Annotated in this window: 12 protein-coding genes; 6 read left to right on the forward strand and 6 right to left on the reverse strand. The window is 39.2% G+C overall.

Features of this window, described 5'->3' with window-relative positions:
* Positions 1-308, reverse strand: a 308-nt coding sequence (locus AC27E9_RS18955) for a peptide deformylase (protein ID WP_487132875.1), incomplete at its 3' end; no start/stop codon positions are given.
* Positions 309-483: 175 nt separating this feature from the next.
* Between AC27E9_RS18955 and AC27E9_RS18960 the strand changes: the two genes are divergently transcribed.
* From AC27E9_RS18960 to AC27E9_RS18980, 5 genes are all read left to right on the forward strand, one after another.
* The gene (locus tag AC27E9_RS18960) at positions 484-921 is read left to right on the forward strand and encodes an SRPBCC family protein (protein WP_487132876.1); all 438 of its coding nucleotides are present in this window, start codon (positions 484-486) and stop codon (positions 919-921) included.
* Between the two features lie 13 nt (positions 922-934).
* Positions 935-2,419, forward strand: a complete 1,485-nt coding sequence (glpK, locus tag AC27E9_RS18965; RefSeq protein WP_487132877.1) for a glycerol kinase GlpK — start codon at positions 935-937, stop codon at positions 2,417-2,419.
* Between the two features lie 104 nt (positions 2,420-2,523).
* Entirely contained in the window at positions 2,524-4,479 is a 1,956-nt protein-coding gene (locus AC27E9_RS18970) for a DNA topoisomerase III (protein ID WP_487132878.1), read from the forward strand.
* 191 nt (positions 4,480-4,670) lie between these two features.
* The gene (locus AC27E9_RS18975; protein ID WP_487132879.1) at positions 4,671-8,615 is read left to right on the forward strand and encodes an ExeM/NucH family extracellular endonuclease; all 3,945 of its coding nucleotides are present in this window, start codon (positions 4,671-4,673) and stop codon (positions 8,613-8,615) included.
* Between the two features lie 32 nt (positions 8,616-8,647).
* Entirely contained in the window at positions 8,648-9,235 is a 588-nt protein-coding gene (locus tag AC27E9_RS18980; RefSeq protein WP_487132880.1) for a PEP-CTERM sorting domain-containing protein, read from the forward strand.
* 56 nt (positions 9,236-9,291) lie between these two features.
* Here the strand turns inward: AC27E9_RS18980 and AC27E9_RS18985 are convergent, their stop codons facing one another.
* Positions 9,292-11,154, reverse strand: a complete 1,863-nt coding sequence (locus AC27E9_RS18985; protein ID WP_487132881.1) for a DUF885 domain-containing protein — start codon at positions 11,152-11,154, stop codon at positions 9,292-9,294.
* A 428-nt stretch (positions 11,155-11,582) separates the two neighbouring features.
* Here AC27E9_RS18985 and AC27E9_RS18990 point away from each other — a divergent pair, with 428 nt between their 5' ends.
* A complete protein-coding gene (locus tag AC27E9_RS18990; RefSeq protein ID WP_487132882.1) occupies positions 11,583-12,254 on the forward strand; it encodes a hypothetical protein in 672 nt (223 codons plus the stop codon).
* Positions 12,255-12,265: 11 nt separating this feature from the next.
* Here the strand turns inward: AC27E9_RS18990 and AC27E9_RS18995 are convergent, their stop codons facing one another.
* From AC27E9_RS18995 to AC27E9_RS19010, 4 genes are all read right to left on the reverse strand, one after another.
* Positions 12,266-12,898, reverse strand: coding sequence for a GNAT family N-acetyltransferase (locus AC27E9_RS18995; RefSeq protein ID WP_487132883.1), 633 nt, complete (start codon positions 12,896-12,898; stop codon positions 12,266-12,268).
* A gap of 146 nt (positions 12,899-13,044) precedes the next feature.
* The gene (locus AC27E9_RS19000) at positions 13,045-13,899 is read right to left on the reverse strand and encodes a TIGR02285 family protein (protein ID WP_487132884.1); all 855 of its coding nucleotides are present in this window, start codon (positions 13,897-13,899) and stop codon (positions 13,045-13,047) included.
* Positions 13,900-13,991: 92 nt separating this feature from the next.
* Entirely contained in the window at positions 13,992-15,035 is a 1,044-nt protein-coding gene (locus tag AC27E9_RS19005; RefSeq protein ID WP_487132885.1) for an efflux RND transporter periplasmic adaptor subunit, read from the reverse strand.
* 19 nt (positions 15,036-15,054) lie between these two features.
* Positions 15,055-18,180, reverse strand: a complete 3,126-nt coding sequence (locus tag AC27E9_RS19010) for an efflux RND transporter permease subunit (RefSeq protein WP_487132886.1) — start codon at positions 18,178-18,180, stop codon at positions 15,055-15,057.
* Positions 18,181-18,618 lie beyond the last annotated feature (438 nt).

The raw sequence follows: 18,618 nt of genomic DNA on the forward strand, positions 1-18,618 counted from the left end.
CTCTCTACATCTGCGTAATAACCTGGTACAGACAAGCAGCCTTCTTGCCCTTTTTCAATATTGTCACCACTGACAACTTCAGGGTTAATCAATATTAATGGTGAGTCTCGCGTTTCTGATATATCAACTATGATGATTGCTTCACTGCTACCAACCTGAGTCGCAGCCAAACCAATACCGTCATCAGTGCTATACAGGGTATCCAACATATCATCAATTAAACCTTGAACTTGTTCAATGTTAGTAACGCTTTCGGCTTTAACTTTTAATTTATCATTGGGGGCTTTAAGAATTTCTAAAATGGCCATTTTTCTCGATATCTAATTTCTAGGCATGTAAAAGCGTATTATGGAGGCTTCGATGCGAGATGAACACAATAAAATTACATTAGCGCTATTTCAGCTTTAAACACGCATCTTGACCCTAAGTACTTAAATCCGCTACTGTTACTGGAAATTACCTTTATGCGAATGCAGGAATATTATGGTTAATGTTGATGTGGTACAAGTGGTTGCCGCAGCCCCGAATGAAGTGAGTAAAATACTACTCGATCACCAAAATGCTGGTCAATTCTTTGATGCCAAATTTAATGTCGCTAAAACCGCTGACGAGGGTGAAGTTTTTGGCGGCAAAGGTGCTATTCGTGATTTAAATGTTGCCGGCGTTAAATTTTCAGAGCAAATATTGATCGCTAACGATGAACATATTCGCTATGCCATTGTCGGTGACCGTCCACTGCGTGGTCATCAAGGTAATATCTATCTTGAGGAACAAAGTCCTTCCGCTACTTCTGTTCGCTATACTATTGTTTGTGAAGCACCTAAATGGCTACCGGATAAATTGGTTGAATTTTTATTGTCACAAGCGATGAAAAAAGCCTTAATTAAAATCAATAAACATTTTTTAGCGCTGGCGAATTAAGAGAAAACCTGTAATGAAAACATCCTACCTGCTAGCAATTGACCAAGGTACTACAAGCAGCCGAGCCATTATTTTTAATGCTGCTGGCGACTTAATTGCCAGTGCTTCAGAAGAGTTTGAGCAAATATTTCCTGACGATGGTTGGGTTGAACATCAGCCTGAAGCCATTTGGCAAACTACGCTTGCAACTTGCCGACAAGCAATAGAGAAAAGCGCATTGCAAGTAGAAGATATTTTGGCGATTGGTATTACTAACCAACGTGAAACCACTTTAGTTTGGGATAAAGCCACAGGTGAACCAATTTACAATGCTATTGTTTGGCAAGATAGGCGCACAGCTGAACGGTGTAGAAACTTACAACAAAATGCTGACATTGTTAAGCAAGTAAAAGCGAAAACCGGGCTATTAATTGATCCTTATTTTTCAGCCAGTAAAGTTGAATGGCTATTAGATAATGTTGCTGGCGCTCGAGAAAAAGCTGAGGCTGGAGAGTTGTGTTTTGGTACTGTTGATACGTTTTTACTTTGGCATTTAACCAAGGGGAAAAGCTTTGCAACTGATGCCACTAATGCTTCTCGAACCATGCTATTTAATATTGTTGATAATTGTTGGGATGATGAATTACTAGCACTATTTAATATTCCTAAAACCTTACTGCCAGAAGTTAAAGATAGCGCCGATGATTTTGGTGTTACGGCCGCAGAACACTTTGGCAAGTCAATCGCAATTAATGCCATGATTGGTGACCAACAAGCGGCGTTAGTCGGCCAAGCGTGCTTTGAAAAAGGCATGATGAAAAGCACTTACGGAACCGGTTGTTTCGTAATGGTGAATACCGGTAAACAAGTGCAATATTCGCAACACAAAATGCTAACCACTGTTGCTTATCGACTCGCTGGTGAAATAACTTACGCCCTTGAAGGCAGTATTTTTATGGCAGGCGCAACCATGCAATGGATACGCGATGGCATTCAATTAATTGATAATGTTAAGCAAAGCCAAGCTATAGCTGAGTCGATGACAGTTGAAAACCATGTTTATCTTATACCTGCTTTTACCGGTTTAGGCGCGCCACATTGGCAACCTGATGCGCGTGGCGCCATTGTTGGCCTGACTAGAGATTCTGGTATTAAGGAAATTGTTACTGCGGCTTTAGCTTCTGTGGCATATCAAACGCGAGATTTATTAGAAGCATTACAACAAGATGGTATAGATATCACACAGTTACGAGTGGATGGTGGCATGGTGGTGAACGATTGGTTATTACAGTTTCTTAGTGACATTTTAAATTTAGTCATTAAGCGACCAAAAGTGATTGAAACTACCGCGCTAGGTGCAGCATTGCTAGCTGGCTTGCAACAAGGGTTATTTGAAAACCTTGAACAAGCAGCTGAATACTGGCACGTTGAAAGCCAATTCTCTCCAAAAATGAGTGCTGATAGTCGTAATCGCCATTACCAAGGTTGGCTAACAGCTTTAGATAAAGTACTCGATTAATGGTCATTTTGAATTAGTCGTATGCTTTACTGTATAAATGAACAGTTTTTAGTGGTAAGCTAAAATTCAGTAACCCTTTTAACTGTTCAGATAACCTATTTGCTTTGAAATTATATATTGCTGAAAAACCCAGTTTAGGCCGAGCCATTGCCGCAGCACTTCCAAAACCACAGAAAAACCAAAAAGGCTATATTGAGCTAAGTAATGGCGATGTGGTGAGTTGGTGCATTGGTCATGTATTAGAACAAGCCGATCCTGAGCAATATGATGCTGATTATAAAAAATGGCAAATGCAGCATTTACCGATAATTCCTACGCAATGGCAGTTAAAACCTAAAACACAAACTCGCGCGCAATTAACGGTGTTGAGAAAATTGGTTAAGCAGGCGGATGAAATTGTTCACGCAGGTGATCCAGACCGAGAAGGGCAATTACTGGTTGATGAAGTCATTGATTATTTAAAAGTATCTAAAACTAAAAAGCAGCAAATTAAGCGCTTGTTAATTAGTGATTTAAATCTTCCTGCAGTAAAGCAATCGCTATCAAATTTACGTAGTAATCAAGATTTTATGCCTTTGTCTATTTCAGCTTTAGCACGCTCTAGAGCTGATTGGTTATATGGCTTAAATTTAACCCGTGCTTATACTTTGCAAGGGCAAAAAGCTGGCTTTAATGGCGTACTTTCAGTTGGCCGAGTGCAAACACCTATTTTAGGTTTAGTGGTTCGGCGTCAGCAAGAAATAGACAATTTTGTCGCCAAAGATTTTTACGATGTTCACGCGCATTTAAAAACTACTAACCAACAACCGTTCATCGCTAAATGGCAACCAAGTGAAGCGTGTCAGCCTTATATGGATGAAGAAGGGCGAGTGCTGAATCGTGCACTTGCTGAAAATGTGGTTAGCAGAATTGCAAACCAACCTGCAGAAGTTATTTCGGTTAACGAGCAAGAGAAGAAACAAGCCGCGCCGTTACCTTATAATTTATCGAGCTTGCAAATTGACGCCGCTAAAATCTATTCATTAAATGCAAAGTTAGTGTTAGATGTTTGTCAGTCGTTGTATGAAAAACATAAGTTAATTACTTACCCACGTTCTGATTGTCGTTACTTACCAACTGAACACCATAGTCAGGCGAAAAGTATTATTGCTATGTTGGCAAAATCTAGTGAAAGCTATGGTGCATTCGCAAAAAATGCCAATACCGCGTTGAAAAGCAAAGCATGGAATAACGCTAAAGTGAGTGCTCATCATGCGATAATTCCTACCGAAAAATCAGCTGCCAATATTTCTTTAAATCCATTTGAGAAGAATGTTTATTTTCTCATTGTTCGACAATACATAGCCCAGTTTTATCCGGCGTACGTTTTTAATCAATCTAAGGTGGAAGTGTTAATTGCCGGTGGCAAGTTTTCAGCCAATGCGAAAACGCCAATAGCGCAAGGTTGGAAAGTGTTATTTCAACGCGCGAAAAGCAAAAAGGCGAAAGTTGATGATGCTAATTCTGGCGCTGAGCAACAATTAACAGAGCAATCATTACCTAAATTAACTAAAGGTGAGCAACTTCACTGTGAACGCGGTGAATTAATTTCGCGGATGACACAAGCACCTAAGCATTTCACTGACGCTAGTATATTGGCGGCCATGACAGGTATTGCTCGTTATGTTACTGATAGCAATATCAAGAAAATGTTACGTGAAACGGATGGTTTAGGTACGGAAGCAACCCGAGCAGGTATTATCGATTTGCTATTTAAGCGTGGCTATTTAGAAAGAAAAGGAAAAAGTATTCATGCAACCACGATAGGGAAGGCACTGATCAATGCCTTGCCTGTGGCGGCAACGTTGCCGGATATGACTGCACATTGGGAAGCAACATTAACTAATATTAGTGAAAAAACAAACCGCTACGATGATTTAATCAACCCACTTACTGAAACCTTACACGCCATGATTGCCCAATCAGAACAACAGTCTTTTGCTGGCTTGCCAAAAATACCATTCAAACAAAAATCAAAAGGCAAAAAGCGGGTTAATCGCGCAAAATCAAACAGAAAGTAAAGACCTCCTAGTATCGTGCAAAAATATTTCAACTTAACTTACTGTAAGCATAGGTAAAGTATCTTTATATTTTACTTACCATATGGTCAGTGGTTAAAAAACCTTCATTTTCTTTTAACAATAATTTAACATTGCGCTTACAGAATGCCTAAAGGTAATTTTGCATAATAATAATATTGGGAGTGTGTGTGGTGAATATTTTTTTACGGAAAAATTTCAGCAGTGTTAAGTCAAGTGTAGCTAGTAAGGCATTATTTACTATTTTTTCAAGTAGTGTATTAGCTTCATCGTTGGTTAACGCAGAAGAAATATGGAGTGAAAACTTTGATGCGGTAAGTGTTGAAGGTAAAGGGGCAGTGTTCGATCAAGTTGACTTGGCTGGCATAACCAAATGGTCAATTGATATAAATTCAGCGCAACTGACTGCAACATCAGATTGGTTTAAAGTAAATAATGGTAAGTTTGAAGGAAGAGATTTAGACGGTACCGCAGTTTGGCAATCTGAACCTATTGATATTAGTAGCTTTTCAGATATTAATTTAGCGGTAGCTGCTGCTGAAAATGGTAGTCATGAAGGAACAGACTTTATTGATGTGGCATACGCTATTGACGGCGGTGCATTTGAAACAATTACTAATTGGCAAGGTAAGGGTAATGAAAGCCATACTCTAATCGATGACTTCACTAACGAAAACATTTCGTTAGCTATTGCTGCAGGCAACTCATTAGTTATTCGTATTAGTATGAAAAACAATGCGGGCTCAGAATATATTACTTTTGATAACGTTGTTGTTTCTGGTAATACAGGCACGGTAGAGCCACCAATTGATCCCCCTGTTAATGATACCATTATGGGTGCCTGTTTTAATTGCCCAGATCTTACTAAAGTTATTGCAGCAAGTGATTTTGATGATGCTATTTACTATGCAGATGTTCATGCCGGTTTAGCAAATCAAGCGAGTGCTAATGATTTACGTACCGCTATTAATGGTGCTATTAGCGTAAACCACAATGTGTTGACGTATTCTGAAGTATGGACAGCACTGACACAAACCGATGAAGATCCTCTAAATAACGATAACGTAATCTTATTATACAAAGGTACGTCATTGGCAAAACATTCTAATGGTAGCGGTTTGCAGTCAACTAACCCTGATAATTGGAATCGTGAACATGTTTGGGCGAAAAGTCATGGTTTTCCAAGCTCAAGTGCTTCAGCTTATACTGACATCCACCACTTACGTCCTACCGATATTTCAGTTAACTCATCGCGTGGAAACTTAGATTTTGATTATAGCGACTCTGCTTTATCAGAAGCCCCTTTAAATCGCGTAGACGGCGATTCTTTTGAGCCACGTGATGCGGTCAAGGGCGATGTAGCTCGTATGACTTTTTACATGGATGTGCGTTATGAGGGGGCTGATCCGCAAACACCAGATCTAACTTTGGTTGATATGTTAACTAACGCAGGTGAAGCAAAGTTGGGTAAATTATGTGCCTTGCTTGCTTGGCATGAAGTTGACCCTGTTGATGCTGCTGAACAAGAGCGCAATAATCGTATCTTTGAATTCCAAGGTAACCGTAATCCGTTTGTTGATCACCCAGAGTGGGTTACCCAAGTATTTACAAATGCCTGTGATGGCACTACGCCTCCAGACCCAGTTGATCCTGTAGACCCTACACCACCATCAAGCAGCTCAGCTTTATTTATTTCGGAATATGTTGAAGGCAGCAGCTTTAATAAAGCTATCGAAATCTTCAACCCGACGAGTAGCGCGGTTTCGTTATCAGGCTATCAAATAAAGCTTTATGGTAATGGTAATACGGCACCAACAGCTACTGCGGATCTCTCCGGTGAAGTGTTAGCAAACGATGTTATTGTTATTGGTTCAACACAAATAGCAAACGACAGTGCGCTAAAGCCTTTAGTTGATATTGCTAGTAGTGTGATTAATTTTAATGGTGATGATTATTTCGAGTTGGTTAAAGATGGCGAGATAGTTGACTCATTTGGTATTAAAGGTGTTAGAACGTCTTGGGCTGCTAATACAACCTTAGTAAGAAAGTCTTCAATCTCAAGTGGCGATACCAATGTAAGTGATGAGTTTGTTACGGCCAATGAATGGGACAGTTATGCTTCAAATACTTTTAGTTTTTTAGGTTCTCACAGCTTTGACGGTACAGTTGTTGATCCAGACCCTGAGCCAGAACCATCACTTATTGGTATGTGTGGTGACAGCGCAGAGTTAATTAGTGCTATTCAAGGCGGTGGCAGTGCTTCAAGTATGGTAGGAAGAAGTAAAGTTATAGAAGGGGTTGTTACTTCAGTAGTCGATAGTTTGTCGGGCTTTTTTGTGCAAGAAGAAGTTCAAGACCATGATGCTGATACTTCAACGTCTGAAGGTGTTTTTGTTCACCTTAACGGCCAAAATACTGTACCTACAGCGGGCTCGCTTATTCGTGCCAAAGGTGAAGTAAAAGAATTCTTTAACCGTACTCAGATATCATTAAGCGAAAACATTGTTGATTGTGGTAATGCTGAATCGATTGCTGCAGTTAATGTAGTAATGCCAGTAGCAAACCTTAATGATTGGGAATCGCTTGAAGGTATGAAAGTCGCTTTTGAACAAACGCTGCATGTAACAGATACCTATAATTTGGCTAGGTTTGGTCAATTGAGTCTGTCTAGCGGAAGATTGCTTATTCCAACGAATATTTATCAGCCGGGATCTGCACAAGCGGTAGCATTAGCTGATAAAAACTCTCGTAATGTTATTGTTTTAGATGACAAAAATAATAGTCAAAATCCTGAGTTAGTACCGTTTCCCAACGGTGATTTAAATTACCAAAATAGTGTTCGTTTAGGTGATTCCGTAGAAAACATAGCAGGTATACTTGATTATAGCTTTAGTACTTATCGGATATTACCAATTCAATCACCGCTATTTTTAGCGAATAACCCACGTAAAGCTTCGCCAACAATTGGTTCAACAAGTGAAATTTCTGTTGCCAGTTTTAATGTTTTAAATTACTTCAATGGTGATGGCCAAGGGGGTGGATTTCCAACTTCTCGTGGTGCCGATAGCTTTGAAGAGTTTGCTCGCCAAAGTGATAAAGTTGTTGCTGCCATTTCAGAAATTAATGCCGACGTTGTTGGTTTAATGGAATTAGAAAATGATGGCTACGGTGAATTGTCTGCCATTGCAGATTTAACCGACAAGTTAAATAGCGTTATGGGTGTAAATACTTATCAGCATATTAGTTTAGAGGCTGCGCAGTTAGGCGGTGACGCTATTACTGTTGGTTTACTATTTAAGCCTGCAACAGTATCGCTTGCTGGAAATACAGTAACAACCAATGAAGTGCCATTTGATTTTGGTAATCGCCAACCGTTAGTGCAATCGTTTACCTCTAATGCTAGTGGTGAAGCATTTACTGTTGCGGTAAATCACTTTAAATCTAAGGGAAGTTGTAGCCGTGCTTCTGGAGCCAATGCTGACCAAAATGACGGACAAGCATGCTGGAATGAATTAAGAACGCAAGCAGCAACTAAACTGGTTACTTGGTTAAACACCAATCCAACGAGTGTAACAACTGATAACGTACTCATTATTGGTGATTTAAATGCTTATGGTATGGAAGACCCTATTCGTGCGATTACAGATGCTGGATATAGAAACTTAATTGCCGAGAAGGTTGGACCAAGTGCTTATTCATATGCCTTTGGTGGTGAAGTCGGATACTTAGATCATGCTTTAGCATCAAACGCACTTACTAGCGCAATTGACTCGGTTGATGAGTGGCATATCAATGCCGATGAACCTAGAGCATTCGATTATAACGTTGAGGGAAAATCAGCAGATCAGTTGAATTCGTATTATGGCAGTGACGCATATCGTGCCTCAGATCATGACCCAGTTATTGTTTCACTCACCTTTGATGTTTCTGAACAACTTTTTGGAGACTTTGATAGTGATGGCGATATTGATATTAACGATGTTCGAAGCTTTATGATGCAACTTCGTGCTGGTCAAAGCTTTGAGCTTGATTATGACTTTAACAACGACGGTTGGGTGAATAGCTTCGATGTTAGAGCGCTAATGTCGAAATGTACTCGTGCACGTTGTGCTAGTTAATAAAAAATTTAAATAGTTATATAGGAATTTACATGAAAAAGTTTTTACTTATGCTGACATTATGTTGTGCAGCAATGACCAGCAAAGCGTCTTTGATCACTATTGATATCGAAGATAAGGCTTATGATATTAACGATACTTTAACCGCTGATATTTATATTTCAGGACTCAATAATGGATTTCAGCAATTAGTATCTGGATTTGCGTTTGACTTACTATCTCCAGATAACTTATTAACGTTTCAACAAGTGAATTTTGGCAACATGTTAAGTGTTACTGAGCCAAGTATACAAGATGTTAATAATATGGCGTTAAATAGCCTATTTATTAATGAAGTATCATTGGACTTTCCTTTCGATTTACTGATTCCACAAGATGGTTTTGATAAGTTCTTACTCGCTTCTGTTGATTTTACTGTTGCTGGTCTAGGTGTTGCTCAGTTCTCGCTAGAGAATTTTAGTGTTGCTGATGAATTTGGCTTTCTATATCAGAACGTATCAGCACAAGGTGCCAGTGTGCAATTAAGCAGTCAAGTTAGTGTTCCTGAGCCAAGTTCAATAGTAATTTTTGCCTTAGCAATGATGTTGTTATTGGGCTCAGGTAGATTACGTAAAAGTTAATATACGAAGTGCGAATAGTGTTTAAAAAGCCCCTAATGTTAGGGGCTTTTTTATATCTAAGGGGTGGCTAATGTATCAGCAATATAGTTTTCAACAACGGTTGTTAATACATTCAATGGCATAGAGCCATTGCCAATCACCACATCATGAAATTCTCGAATATCATAAGCGTCGCCAAGTTCAGTTTTAACTTTTTGACGTAACTCTAAAATTTTAAGCATGCCAGTCATATAAGCTGCGGCTTGACCTGGCCAAACACTGTAGCGGGCAATTGCGCCAGCAAAACCAACATTTTCGATATGGAATTGATCTGCTTGGTTATAACTCCAGCCTTTATTGTGAATACCAGTATCAACAACCAAGCGAGCAGCTCGCATTGCTTCAAACTGCAAGCGGCCTAAATCGCCAATAGCGTCATTTGCGTACCAATTGGCGTCTTTTGCTAAACGCTCGGCGTATAGGCCCCAACCTTCAATAAATGAAGTGAAGTTACCTTTTTTTCTAAATAGGGGAAGGTCGAGTTCGTTGGCTAAGGCAATTTGCAAATGGTGCCCGGGTACAGCTTCATGATAGGCAAGGGTTGGCATGGTAGTGTAAGGTGAGTCTTGAGACGTATTGGCATAAAATGCGCCTGGACGTGAGCCATCATCAGAGCCTGCTATGTAATACCCACCTGATGTACCGCCAACGACAACAACTTCTTGCTGAGGTAAGGTGTTAAAATATTTAGGCAATTCAATATATGCATCAGCAATAAGTGCTTCATATGTGGCTTTTGTTTGATTTGCAGGAATGAGATCAGCGTCGTTATTTACGCGAGTATAAAGCTGTGCGATGGTTTCATTTTGGGGATAGCCTAGTTGATCAAATAAGACTCTCATTTCACTGTGAATTCTAGCTAATTCATCAATGCCTAATTGATGAATTTGATCTGAAGTTAAAATACCAGAGGTATAATAGTTAAGCGTAAAATCATAAAACTCTTTGCCGCCTGGGAATTGTCCGATCCCTATTTGGCTTGGTGCTTCATTAGCCAATACGGACATTTTACTTGCTAAGCTGGCATAGGCAGGAATAACTTTTTCATTAATGGTTAATAGTGCGGTTTCGCGCAAAGTCGCTTTGTCAGTGTCTGAAATATTGTCTAGTGCTGATAATTGTGTGTTGAATGCTTGATAATAACTAGTCGTAGAGGCCGCCGAATTTGCGATACCAGCAACTAAGCCTTGTGAATAGTTTAATGTTACTGTGGGTTCGATAACTCCCGCTGCTTTACGACTATCTAATAAAGTTTCGATTTGAGCAAAGCGTCTACTAAGTTGATTTAGTAGTGTTAAGTAGATATCAGCTTGTGCTTTATCATTGAAAGTAAACGCCTGAGTGAAAAACGTTTCAGTACTACCGGGCCAACCAAAAAAGCCATAAGTTGCTGGATATTCAAAATCTTTAAAATCAATCCATTGAATTTTTGCGGTAAGGTCTGCTTGATAAACGTCATAAGAAATTTGCTGGCTTTGTGATAATGACGACCGATCATAATTTTCTAGGTGCTGCAGAATAACTTGATAAATTGCTTTAGATTGTTCATTAAATGTGTCGGAAATATTAGTAAGTTGTACGGTATCGTTATCAACTAAATCAAATAAGCCATCAGAAATTAAGTTGTCGCTATTGCGAGAACTGGTGATGTTGAATGCTTCTGTGAAAAAGTCATCGATATTGCTCACTTGTAATTGGCTAGTAACTTCGCTTAGTAGTGTCGAGGTGTCCACTAAAACATAATCGTTAACTACTGGCAGGTTTATACTAGGAGGTATTACGGTAGGCGGTGGTGTAACAGCTGAACTATTGCTTGAACTCGAGCCGCCACATGCTATTTGTACAAGTGAAATTGCTGTTACGAATAATATTTTTTTCATACAAAACCTTTCTTATTGGGATTTTATTATTTTTATATAAACTCTATTAATCATAATTAATCATAATTAATCATAATTAATCATAATTAATCATAGATTGATTTTATATTTATTAAATGAGTAGTTAGATAAAAGTAAGAAAAGGCTATTTTTAATGTTATTTCTCAAAAGCTCACCTGGACGATGCATAATGCTAGTTTATTGTTTTTAAAAGTTAATATGCTTAAATTAAAATCCCTAAAATGAGGCTGATTAAGCTGCTGTCTCATCAAATAATTTGTATCAATTCATGACGAGTCTATATTTATCTTTATAAGCACAAGTGAGCAACATTCGTTATTTTGAAATATTGACATAGTATTAAAGTAGTCGTAACAACACCTTTATTGGCTATGCGTACTATTTCTTTGTTATGTTTTTGTTTTTTTGTGATGAGTAGTAAAGCTTGGGGCACCGGTGGTGATAGGCTTTCTTTTTGTTACGAAAGTTGGCGTCCTTATGTATACACAAACGCGGCAGGCAAGGTTGCTGGCTTACATATAGAGTATATTAAGCAGGCGCTAGCACCATATAATTACCAACTTACATTCTTTGAATTACCATATATGCGCTGCATAAAAGAAGTGCAGGCGGGAGAAATTGACTTTGCACTTCATGTTGATGAAACCGATGATGTTTTATTGATAGATCACCCCATAGGTAGTTGGGATTTATTACTCGCCTACCAGGCGAAACCTCAGAATGAAATGTTAGGCAAAGAAAGTCATGATTTAGGTAGGGTTTTAATTGCCCGTGATTATAATTATCCACAAGCAGTACTTGATATTCTGAATGAAAACTCAACTAAAATTCTGAAAAGATCTTATTATATTAGGAACCTAAAAGAGGTGAAAAATTTTTTTACCTTGCTCGAGAAAGGTTTGGTTGATGCTATTTTAGTCGATAAAACATGGGTGCTTTATGAGATGTCGCGGCAACCATTAGCCATTGTTTTAAGTGAGCAAGTGTTATTTTCACAAACCCAATACATTGGTTATATTGAAAAAAATAGTGCCGCCGCCGAAAAAGTATTACAAGCATTGACGACACATAACAATTAATAATGGCTTAGTTAGTCGTTATTGACTGTTGAAGGGCTAGCCACATATACCTTAAAAGGTAATGGTTGCTCTAGCGCACTGTCATCAATTGCTAAATTGATAAAACCAGACTGAGTGAAAAATGTTGCTAAAGTTTCTGCAGTGATTGATTCTTGGTTTAAATTCAATGCTTGATAGTACGCTTTGCTTTCTTCTGTTTCACAGTCGTTAGCATCAACAAATAACTGCATAGGCATACTGAGTACTGAGATAGATTGCGCCTTGGCATAATGTTGTGCTATTTCATTAAGTAAAAATTTTGCCACGCCTTGTTTGCGAAATTCAGGTAGTACACTTATCGCTTCAATGAGAATGTGACTTTTAGCTTTAACGTCGACTTTTACTTGTAGTTTTTCGACTAAATCAGCGGCAATATTCTGTTTTTTAAAGTAAACGTTTAATGGCACTTCCCAATCTGTAGCGCCTTGCTGAGCCAGTAACTCATAACTTTCATCAGCGCCACGGTGCTTATTTAAAGTGATGATGTCAATTTCAGCTTTTGCAATGATTTGGCCATCTTCATTTTTTACATTTACATCTTGATTAAGTTGCCAGTCAAATGCTGTTGTAATTTCAGGTGTAGTAAATTCTATTGTTAGGTTCATGGTGTTTCAGTACTCTATTTCTCAGTAAAACCAGTTTAGCTGCAAAAGCTAGGGTTTGACGATTATTGGTTATGGGCGCGTTTATATCATTACTATGGGCACTGCGCCAGAAATTGATTTAATTTTAAGCGACTAATATAGTGAGCTTAATGCTTTAAGAAGTATTTTTCGTAGTATTGCTGAAATAACTCAGAATGCTGGTCTGCCTCGCGCCAAGCTGTTAACGCTTGCTTATATTCAACAGTGGGTTTAAGTTCAGCTAATACTGAGTTGACTTTATTAATAACTTTCTTCCCCCACTTGTTTTTAGGGCAGGCAACTGCACCTGTGTCATATGGTGGCATTTTAGCAATGGCAAAAACGGCTAATTGGCTATCTTCATCAGCGTGATTTTTTAAGTAATGTTGAATCTCGAATGGATAGGCAATGGTAATATCTACACGATCCCGTTCAAGCAATTTAAACACTCTAGTAAGATCAATATTTTGTAAAGGAAGTATGTTTGCGAGTTGACTATGTTTAGTGAAAATAGCATCGATGGCGTTGCCATAGGAGCGGCCTTGAACATGCCCGACAGTAACTGAATTGTTTTTTAATAACTTCTCTAAATTAACTTGGTTATTCTCTAAAAATGGTGCGACTGATTCTGGTTTAGCAATAATTCTATTGGTTGCATTAAGAATGGCTGCGTTTGAAAAATGCATACTTTTTTTGCGCTCGGCTGTTATGTAAAGCGCGGGGTGGCAAACATTTAATCCAGCATTAATATCTGCAATCGCTCTAGCTAAGGTGGTGATGGGCATTTCATGGTTATATTCAGGCATTCTTTCGGTAACCATTTGCAGAATTTTTTGCACAAAACCTTGCCCTTTATATTCTCCATAATTAAACGTACCGGGCGGACGATGGTATGTTTGCCATGCAATAGTTTCTTTTGAATAAGCTGAAAATGGGTTAAAAAGCAGGAACAATAAAGCATAAAAACTAAACTTTTGAACCATATGTAGTAACCCTTTAACGACAAGCCAAGTTACTACTATAAACATAAGCTTTTTAAACAATCAAACTTTTGTCCAAAAAGGGATATTAAAGCCTATTGCACAACAACTTTTTGACCTTCGCTTAAGCGTTCAGCACCTCTAATGGCGACGCTATCTCCATGTTTTAATTCGCCTTTGATGCTTACCCGCTCAAAGGTACCGTTTTCGACGACAACGGGTAAACGATGAACTTTATTTTCGGGATCAATTTTTACAACATAGGTACCATCTTTTCGTAGAATTAACGCGTCTCTGTGCACAGTTAAGGTATTTTTAGCTGCTTGAATTGGTACCGTGACTTTAACTAGTTGTCCAGCCGCCCATGATTCATTTAAGTGAGATGGAATATTAATTCTAACTTCAAAAGTTTGCGATTTAGGGTCAGCACTTGGGATCAGAGAGGTAATTTTTGCGTTGATAAGTTGTCCGTTGGCACTGATATCTAAGCCGTGGCCTTTGCGCACAAAAGCAAGATACTTCACGGGTACATATAAGCGTACTTCTAAGTGTTCAGTATCAAGAATTTTGAGTAATATGTCACTACGATTAATATCTGTTCCTGCTCGTACTAAGCGCTCAGTAATAACACCTGAAAAAGGTGCAGTGACATTAGCACGTTGAATTTGATCTTCAATTTGCTTGAGCTTTAAGTCGGCAATTTCAATATCGGTATTTGCAAGGTCATATTGTGACTGTGTTTGGTCAAGCTGGAATTGTGATGCCGAGTTGCTTTGTCGTAACTTCTGCAAACGTTGTACTTCGTTTTTCAAATACCGCACGTTTATTTGTGCGCGCTTTAATTGAGCTTGTTGCTCTAGCTGCATTAATTTCAATGGTAATAAGTCCATTTTTACTAATACATCACCTTGATGAACTATACTACCTGGCTCTGCTAACCAGTCTATACGGCCGTTAACGCCAGCGGTTACTTGTATATGTGAACGACTATGCACAGTGGCCATTAAATCTGTTGTTGCGCTTAAGTTCATTTGTTTTACTTGATCGACTTTTACCGGCTTTGGCGGCTGCTCTGCAGCAAAGGCATTGCTAGCAAGTAATAAGCTGGCACTAAGTACGGCGTTAATTATTTTTTTCATTTGAAACATCATGTTTTCCTTAGTGGTTACTTGCCAGTGGTGTCGGTTGCGTATTAAGTTCGGTGATATTATTGTCTTCGCCTGTGGTATTCGACGGTGCACTTTTTTCATTAAAGCGTAATAAACTTGGAAATAACACTAAGGTGAAAACTGCACTAATCACCATGCCACCGACAATTACTGTTGCTAAACCGCGGTAAATTTCACTACCAACCCCAGGCATTAGCATTAACGGTAGCATGCCAAATAAACTAGTTAAGGTACTCATATAAACTGGTCGGGCACGTATTCTTACAGCTTGTGCAACTGCACGACGAATTGGCAGACCTTGTCGTTCACCTTCTCGTGTTTGATCAACCAGTAAAATGGCATTGTTAACCACTAAACCGAGTAAAATAATAAAGCCAATCATGGTCATTAAATCGAGAGACTGGAAGGTAAATACGTTGAGTAAATTCAATGCTAATACGCCGCCGCCAACAGCCATTGGCATAACGAGCAATACTAACAAGCTGTCTTTTGCTGATTTAAAAAGTGCGGTCATTAGTAAAAATAAAATTACTAACGCTAAAATAAAGTTTTTCAGCATATCATTAATTGCAGCAGCCATTTCATTGGCGTTACCACTTAGCAAAATAGATGAATCACTTGGCAATAACGCATTCATTGATGGCATTACATCTTTTTCAATAGCACTCAACGCTTCTTCCAGCGACATATTAGCAGGAGGTGAAACTTGTAAACTAATGGTACGTTTCCCGTCAACACGGCGCAGTTGCGTTGGTCCTGCGGTACGAGTAATGTTGGTTAGTTCACCTATGGTTTGTACACCAGCTAATGGTGAGTGAATAGGTAAGGAGGCGAGCTCGTCAGGCGTATTCCATTGTTTGCCACGTAAAATCACGTTAACACGATCGTTACCATCAAAATATTCACTTATAAATAAACCACTTGTATAAGCGCGAATAGCATTGGCAACATCTCGTCTGGTTAGGCCAGCTTGAGAAATACGCTGATCATTCGGTTCAAGCTTAAGTTCCGGCTCTGACAGGCTTAATCCTGGGTTAGGGAATGCTGTTGTGCCAGTCATATTCTGGTTCACAGCATCTATCCCTGCTTGCGCTACTTCCATTAAGCGCTCTATATTTGGGCCTTTAATGTCTATATCTATAGTGCGACCGTTACCACCACCAGAAACATTAATCATTGAACCGCGGAATAAAAACACTTGTGTATCAGGAAGACCTGACATGACATTGGTGCGTATTTCTTGCATCAATTCTTCAACCCGGGTTGGATCATCAGAATAAATAAAACCACCCGTTGAGCCAGAGCCAAACGAATAAAAGTTGTAGCTTTTTATTTTTGGCATTTTTTCACCGGTAAGGTACGGGGCCAGTCGCTCTTTTACTAAGCTGGCAAATTCATGCTCAATAAAATCAACATTGCCTCCTGGCGGCATATTTAAGCTATAAAAGAAACCATCTGTTGGTGCGCGTGGCATAAAATCAGTTTTTGGCATCATCAATACGGTAACTAAAATTGAGCCGCCAAGTAGTGTCGCTATCCAGGCTATTCGTTTGGTGGCCGAATTGGTTAAGCGCATCACTAAGTTGGTTAGTTTCTCCCAATAATGGGCAAATGGGTCGATAGCTTTGTCTGCTTTTAACCAGTATTTACTGGCAATAGGGATAATAGTGATGGCGGAAACTAATGAAGCAATAACGGCAATTGAAAGGGTGAGTGCTAAGTCAGAAAAGAGCTGACCTTCGATGCCTTTCATAAATAAAATCGGTAAGAAAATAGCGACACTTGTTGCGGTTGATGCAAATAGAGCACCGGTAACTTGCAGAGCACCGCGCATAACAGCTTTGCTACTGTCCATGCCTAAGCTGCGCAGCCGGACAATATTTTCTTGCACGATAATGGCGGCGTCGAGCACTAACCCAACTGAAAATGCTAAGCCTGCTAACGAGATAACATTTAAACTACGTTCGAAGGCGGCAAGGGCAATAAAAGACACCATTAGCGATACGGGGATTGTGGCGGCAATAATTAACGTATTTCGTATACCACGCAAAAAAAGCCAAAGAATAATAAGGGCTAAAAGTACGCCTAAACCTAAGTTATTCTGAACTAACTCCAAGGCGTTTCTAATGTGGACTGAGGCATCAAAACTTAACTCTATCACTAAGCCAGCAGCCTTCATTGGACCGGCATTTAATTCCTTAATGGCGATATTGATTTCATCTAATAGCGCGACGGTATTGGCATCATTTTGGCGCTTGAGGGTGAAGTAATACGAAGGTTGCCCGCTACGTAAATTAAAGCCAAAACGGTCAACTAAAGTATTTTCTACGGTGGCAACATCTTTTAAGTAAATTGGCCTATCACCGCTGAAACTAATGATCATCTCGGTTAAATTTTCAACACTGTATTGCCCGGAAAATCGCACTGTGTATTGCCTACGGCCAACATTGGCAACACCCGCGGATACATCACTCGCGCGAGCAATGGTTGAACTAATATCATCAATAGATAAACCAAGTGCTGCTGCGCGCATTGGATCAAAAGTAATACGTAACTCTCGAGGACGTGAACTATTTAAGTTTACTTGCCCCATCCCGGGAATACGGGCGAATCTGGGTTTAACTACATCTTCAATTAGCTTTTGATATAAACCTAAGTCGGTATTGGTATTGCTTGGTAGCGTTTTGATCATTAAAGACGCTGTATTTGGGCCACCACGACCACCACCAGCTGAAACTACCGGCTCTATGGCATCAAGAGGGAGTGGTGGTGCTTGGTTCAAGTTATTGATGACATCAAGCATGGCGCGCTGCATATCAGCACCCACATCAAATGTTAGCGTAATATTACCAAAGCCTCGTTGAATACTGGTGGTTACTTTGGTGACACCCTGGGTATTTTTAACAACATTTTCAATGGGCTCAATTATTACAGATTCCATTTCTGCCGGCGCAGCGCTACGCCAACCTGTAGAAATTGTAATTTGTGGTTGTTCAATATCTGGGGTTAATTGAATAGGTAGCTTAAAAACGCTCATTAAGCCAAATACCATCACTAAAGCGACAATAACAATAATGGCAGCTGGGTTTTTCAAAGCATTACGCGTTAAATTCATTCTATAATCCCGATTATTTACACTAACGGAATTATAAAATGTTAGCTGCTATATTCCTGTGCGCATAGGGTAAAGTGTCGATTATTTGCGATAGAATGAGCGTTCGATACATTTGTTTACATTCAGTCGCAGCAATTGTGTAGTGACAATAAAGTTTGCCCGTAAGGAGAGTTTTATACCTTAGAGTTTACCCGTAAGGGTGTTTATTCCTGAAGATTAACTCTATTTTTGCGAGGTACATTGAATGCTAATGAGAACTTACCTATCTCTGGTAAGCTCTCATAAATTCCAAGATAAAATATAATGTTATTCTACCTGCAACTGCACATTATCAAGGATAAAAGTAGTTGGTGTTTCTTTTGTACCTTCACTCGCTATAGTTAATAACGCATAACTGACATCTCGGGTGTTATCTAAAGGCACATCTAGTGCTAATGT

This window comes from Colwellia meonggei (genome assembly GCF_057537295.1).

Bases quoted from the DNA above. Each gene is read 5' to 3' on its own strand.
- AC27E9_RS18960 (WP_487132876.1), top strand. From the start codon at position 484: ATGGTTAATGTTGATGTGGTACAAGTGGTTGCCGCAGCCCCGAATGAA.
- glpK (WP_487132877.1), top strand. From the start codon at position 935: ATGAAAACATCCTACCTGCTAGCAATTGACCAAGGTACTACAAGCAGC.
- AC27E9_RS18980 (WP_487132880.1), top strand. From the start codon at position 8,648: ATGAAAAAGTTTTTACTTATGCTGACATTATGTTGTGCAGCAATGACC.
- AC27E9_RS18985 (WP_487132881.1), bottom strand. From the start codon at position 11,154: ATGAAAAAAATATTATTCGTAACAGCAATTTCACTTGTACAAATAGCA.
- AC27E9_RS18995 (WP_487132883.1), bottom strand. From the start codon at position 12,898: ATGAACCTAACAATAGAATTTACTACACCTGAAATTACAACAGCATTT.
- AC27E9_RS19000 (WP_487132884.1), bottom strand. From the start codon at position 13,899: ATGGTTCAAAAGTTTAGTTTTTATGCTTTATTGTTCCTGCTTTTTAAC.
- AC27E9_RS19005 (WP_487132885.1), bottom strand. From the start codon at position 15,035: ATGAAAAAAATAATTAACGCCGTACTTAGTGCCAGCTTATTACTTGCT.
- AC27E9_RS19010 (WP_487132886.1), bottom strand. From the start codon at position 18,180: ATGAATTTAACGCGTAATGCTTTGAAAAACCCAGCTGCCATTATTGTT.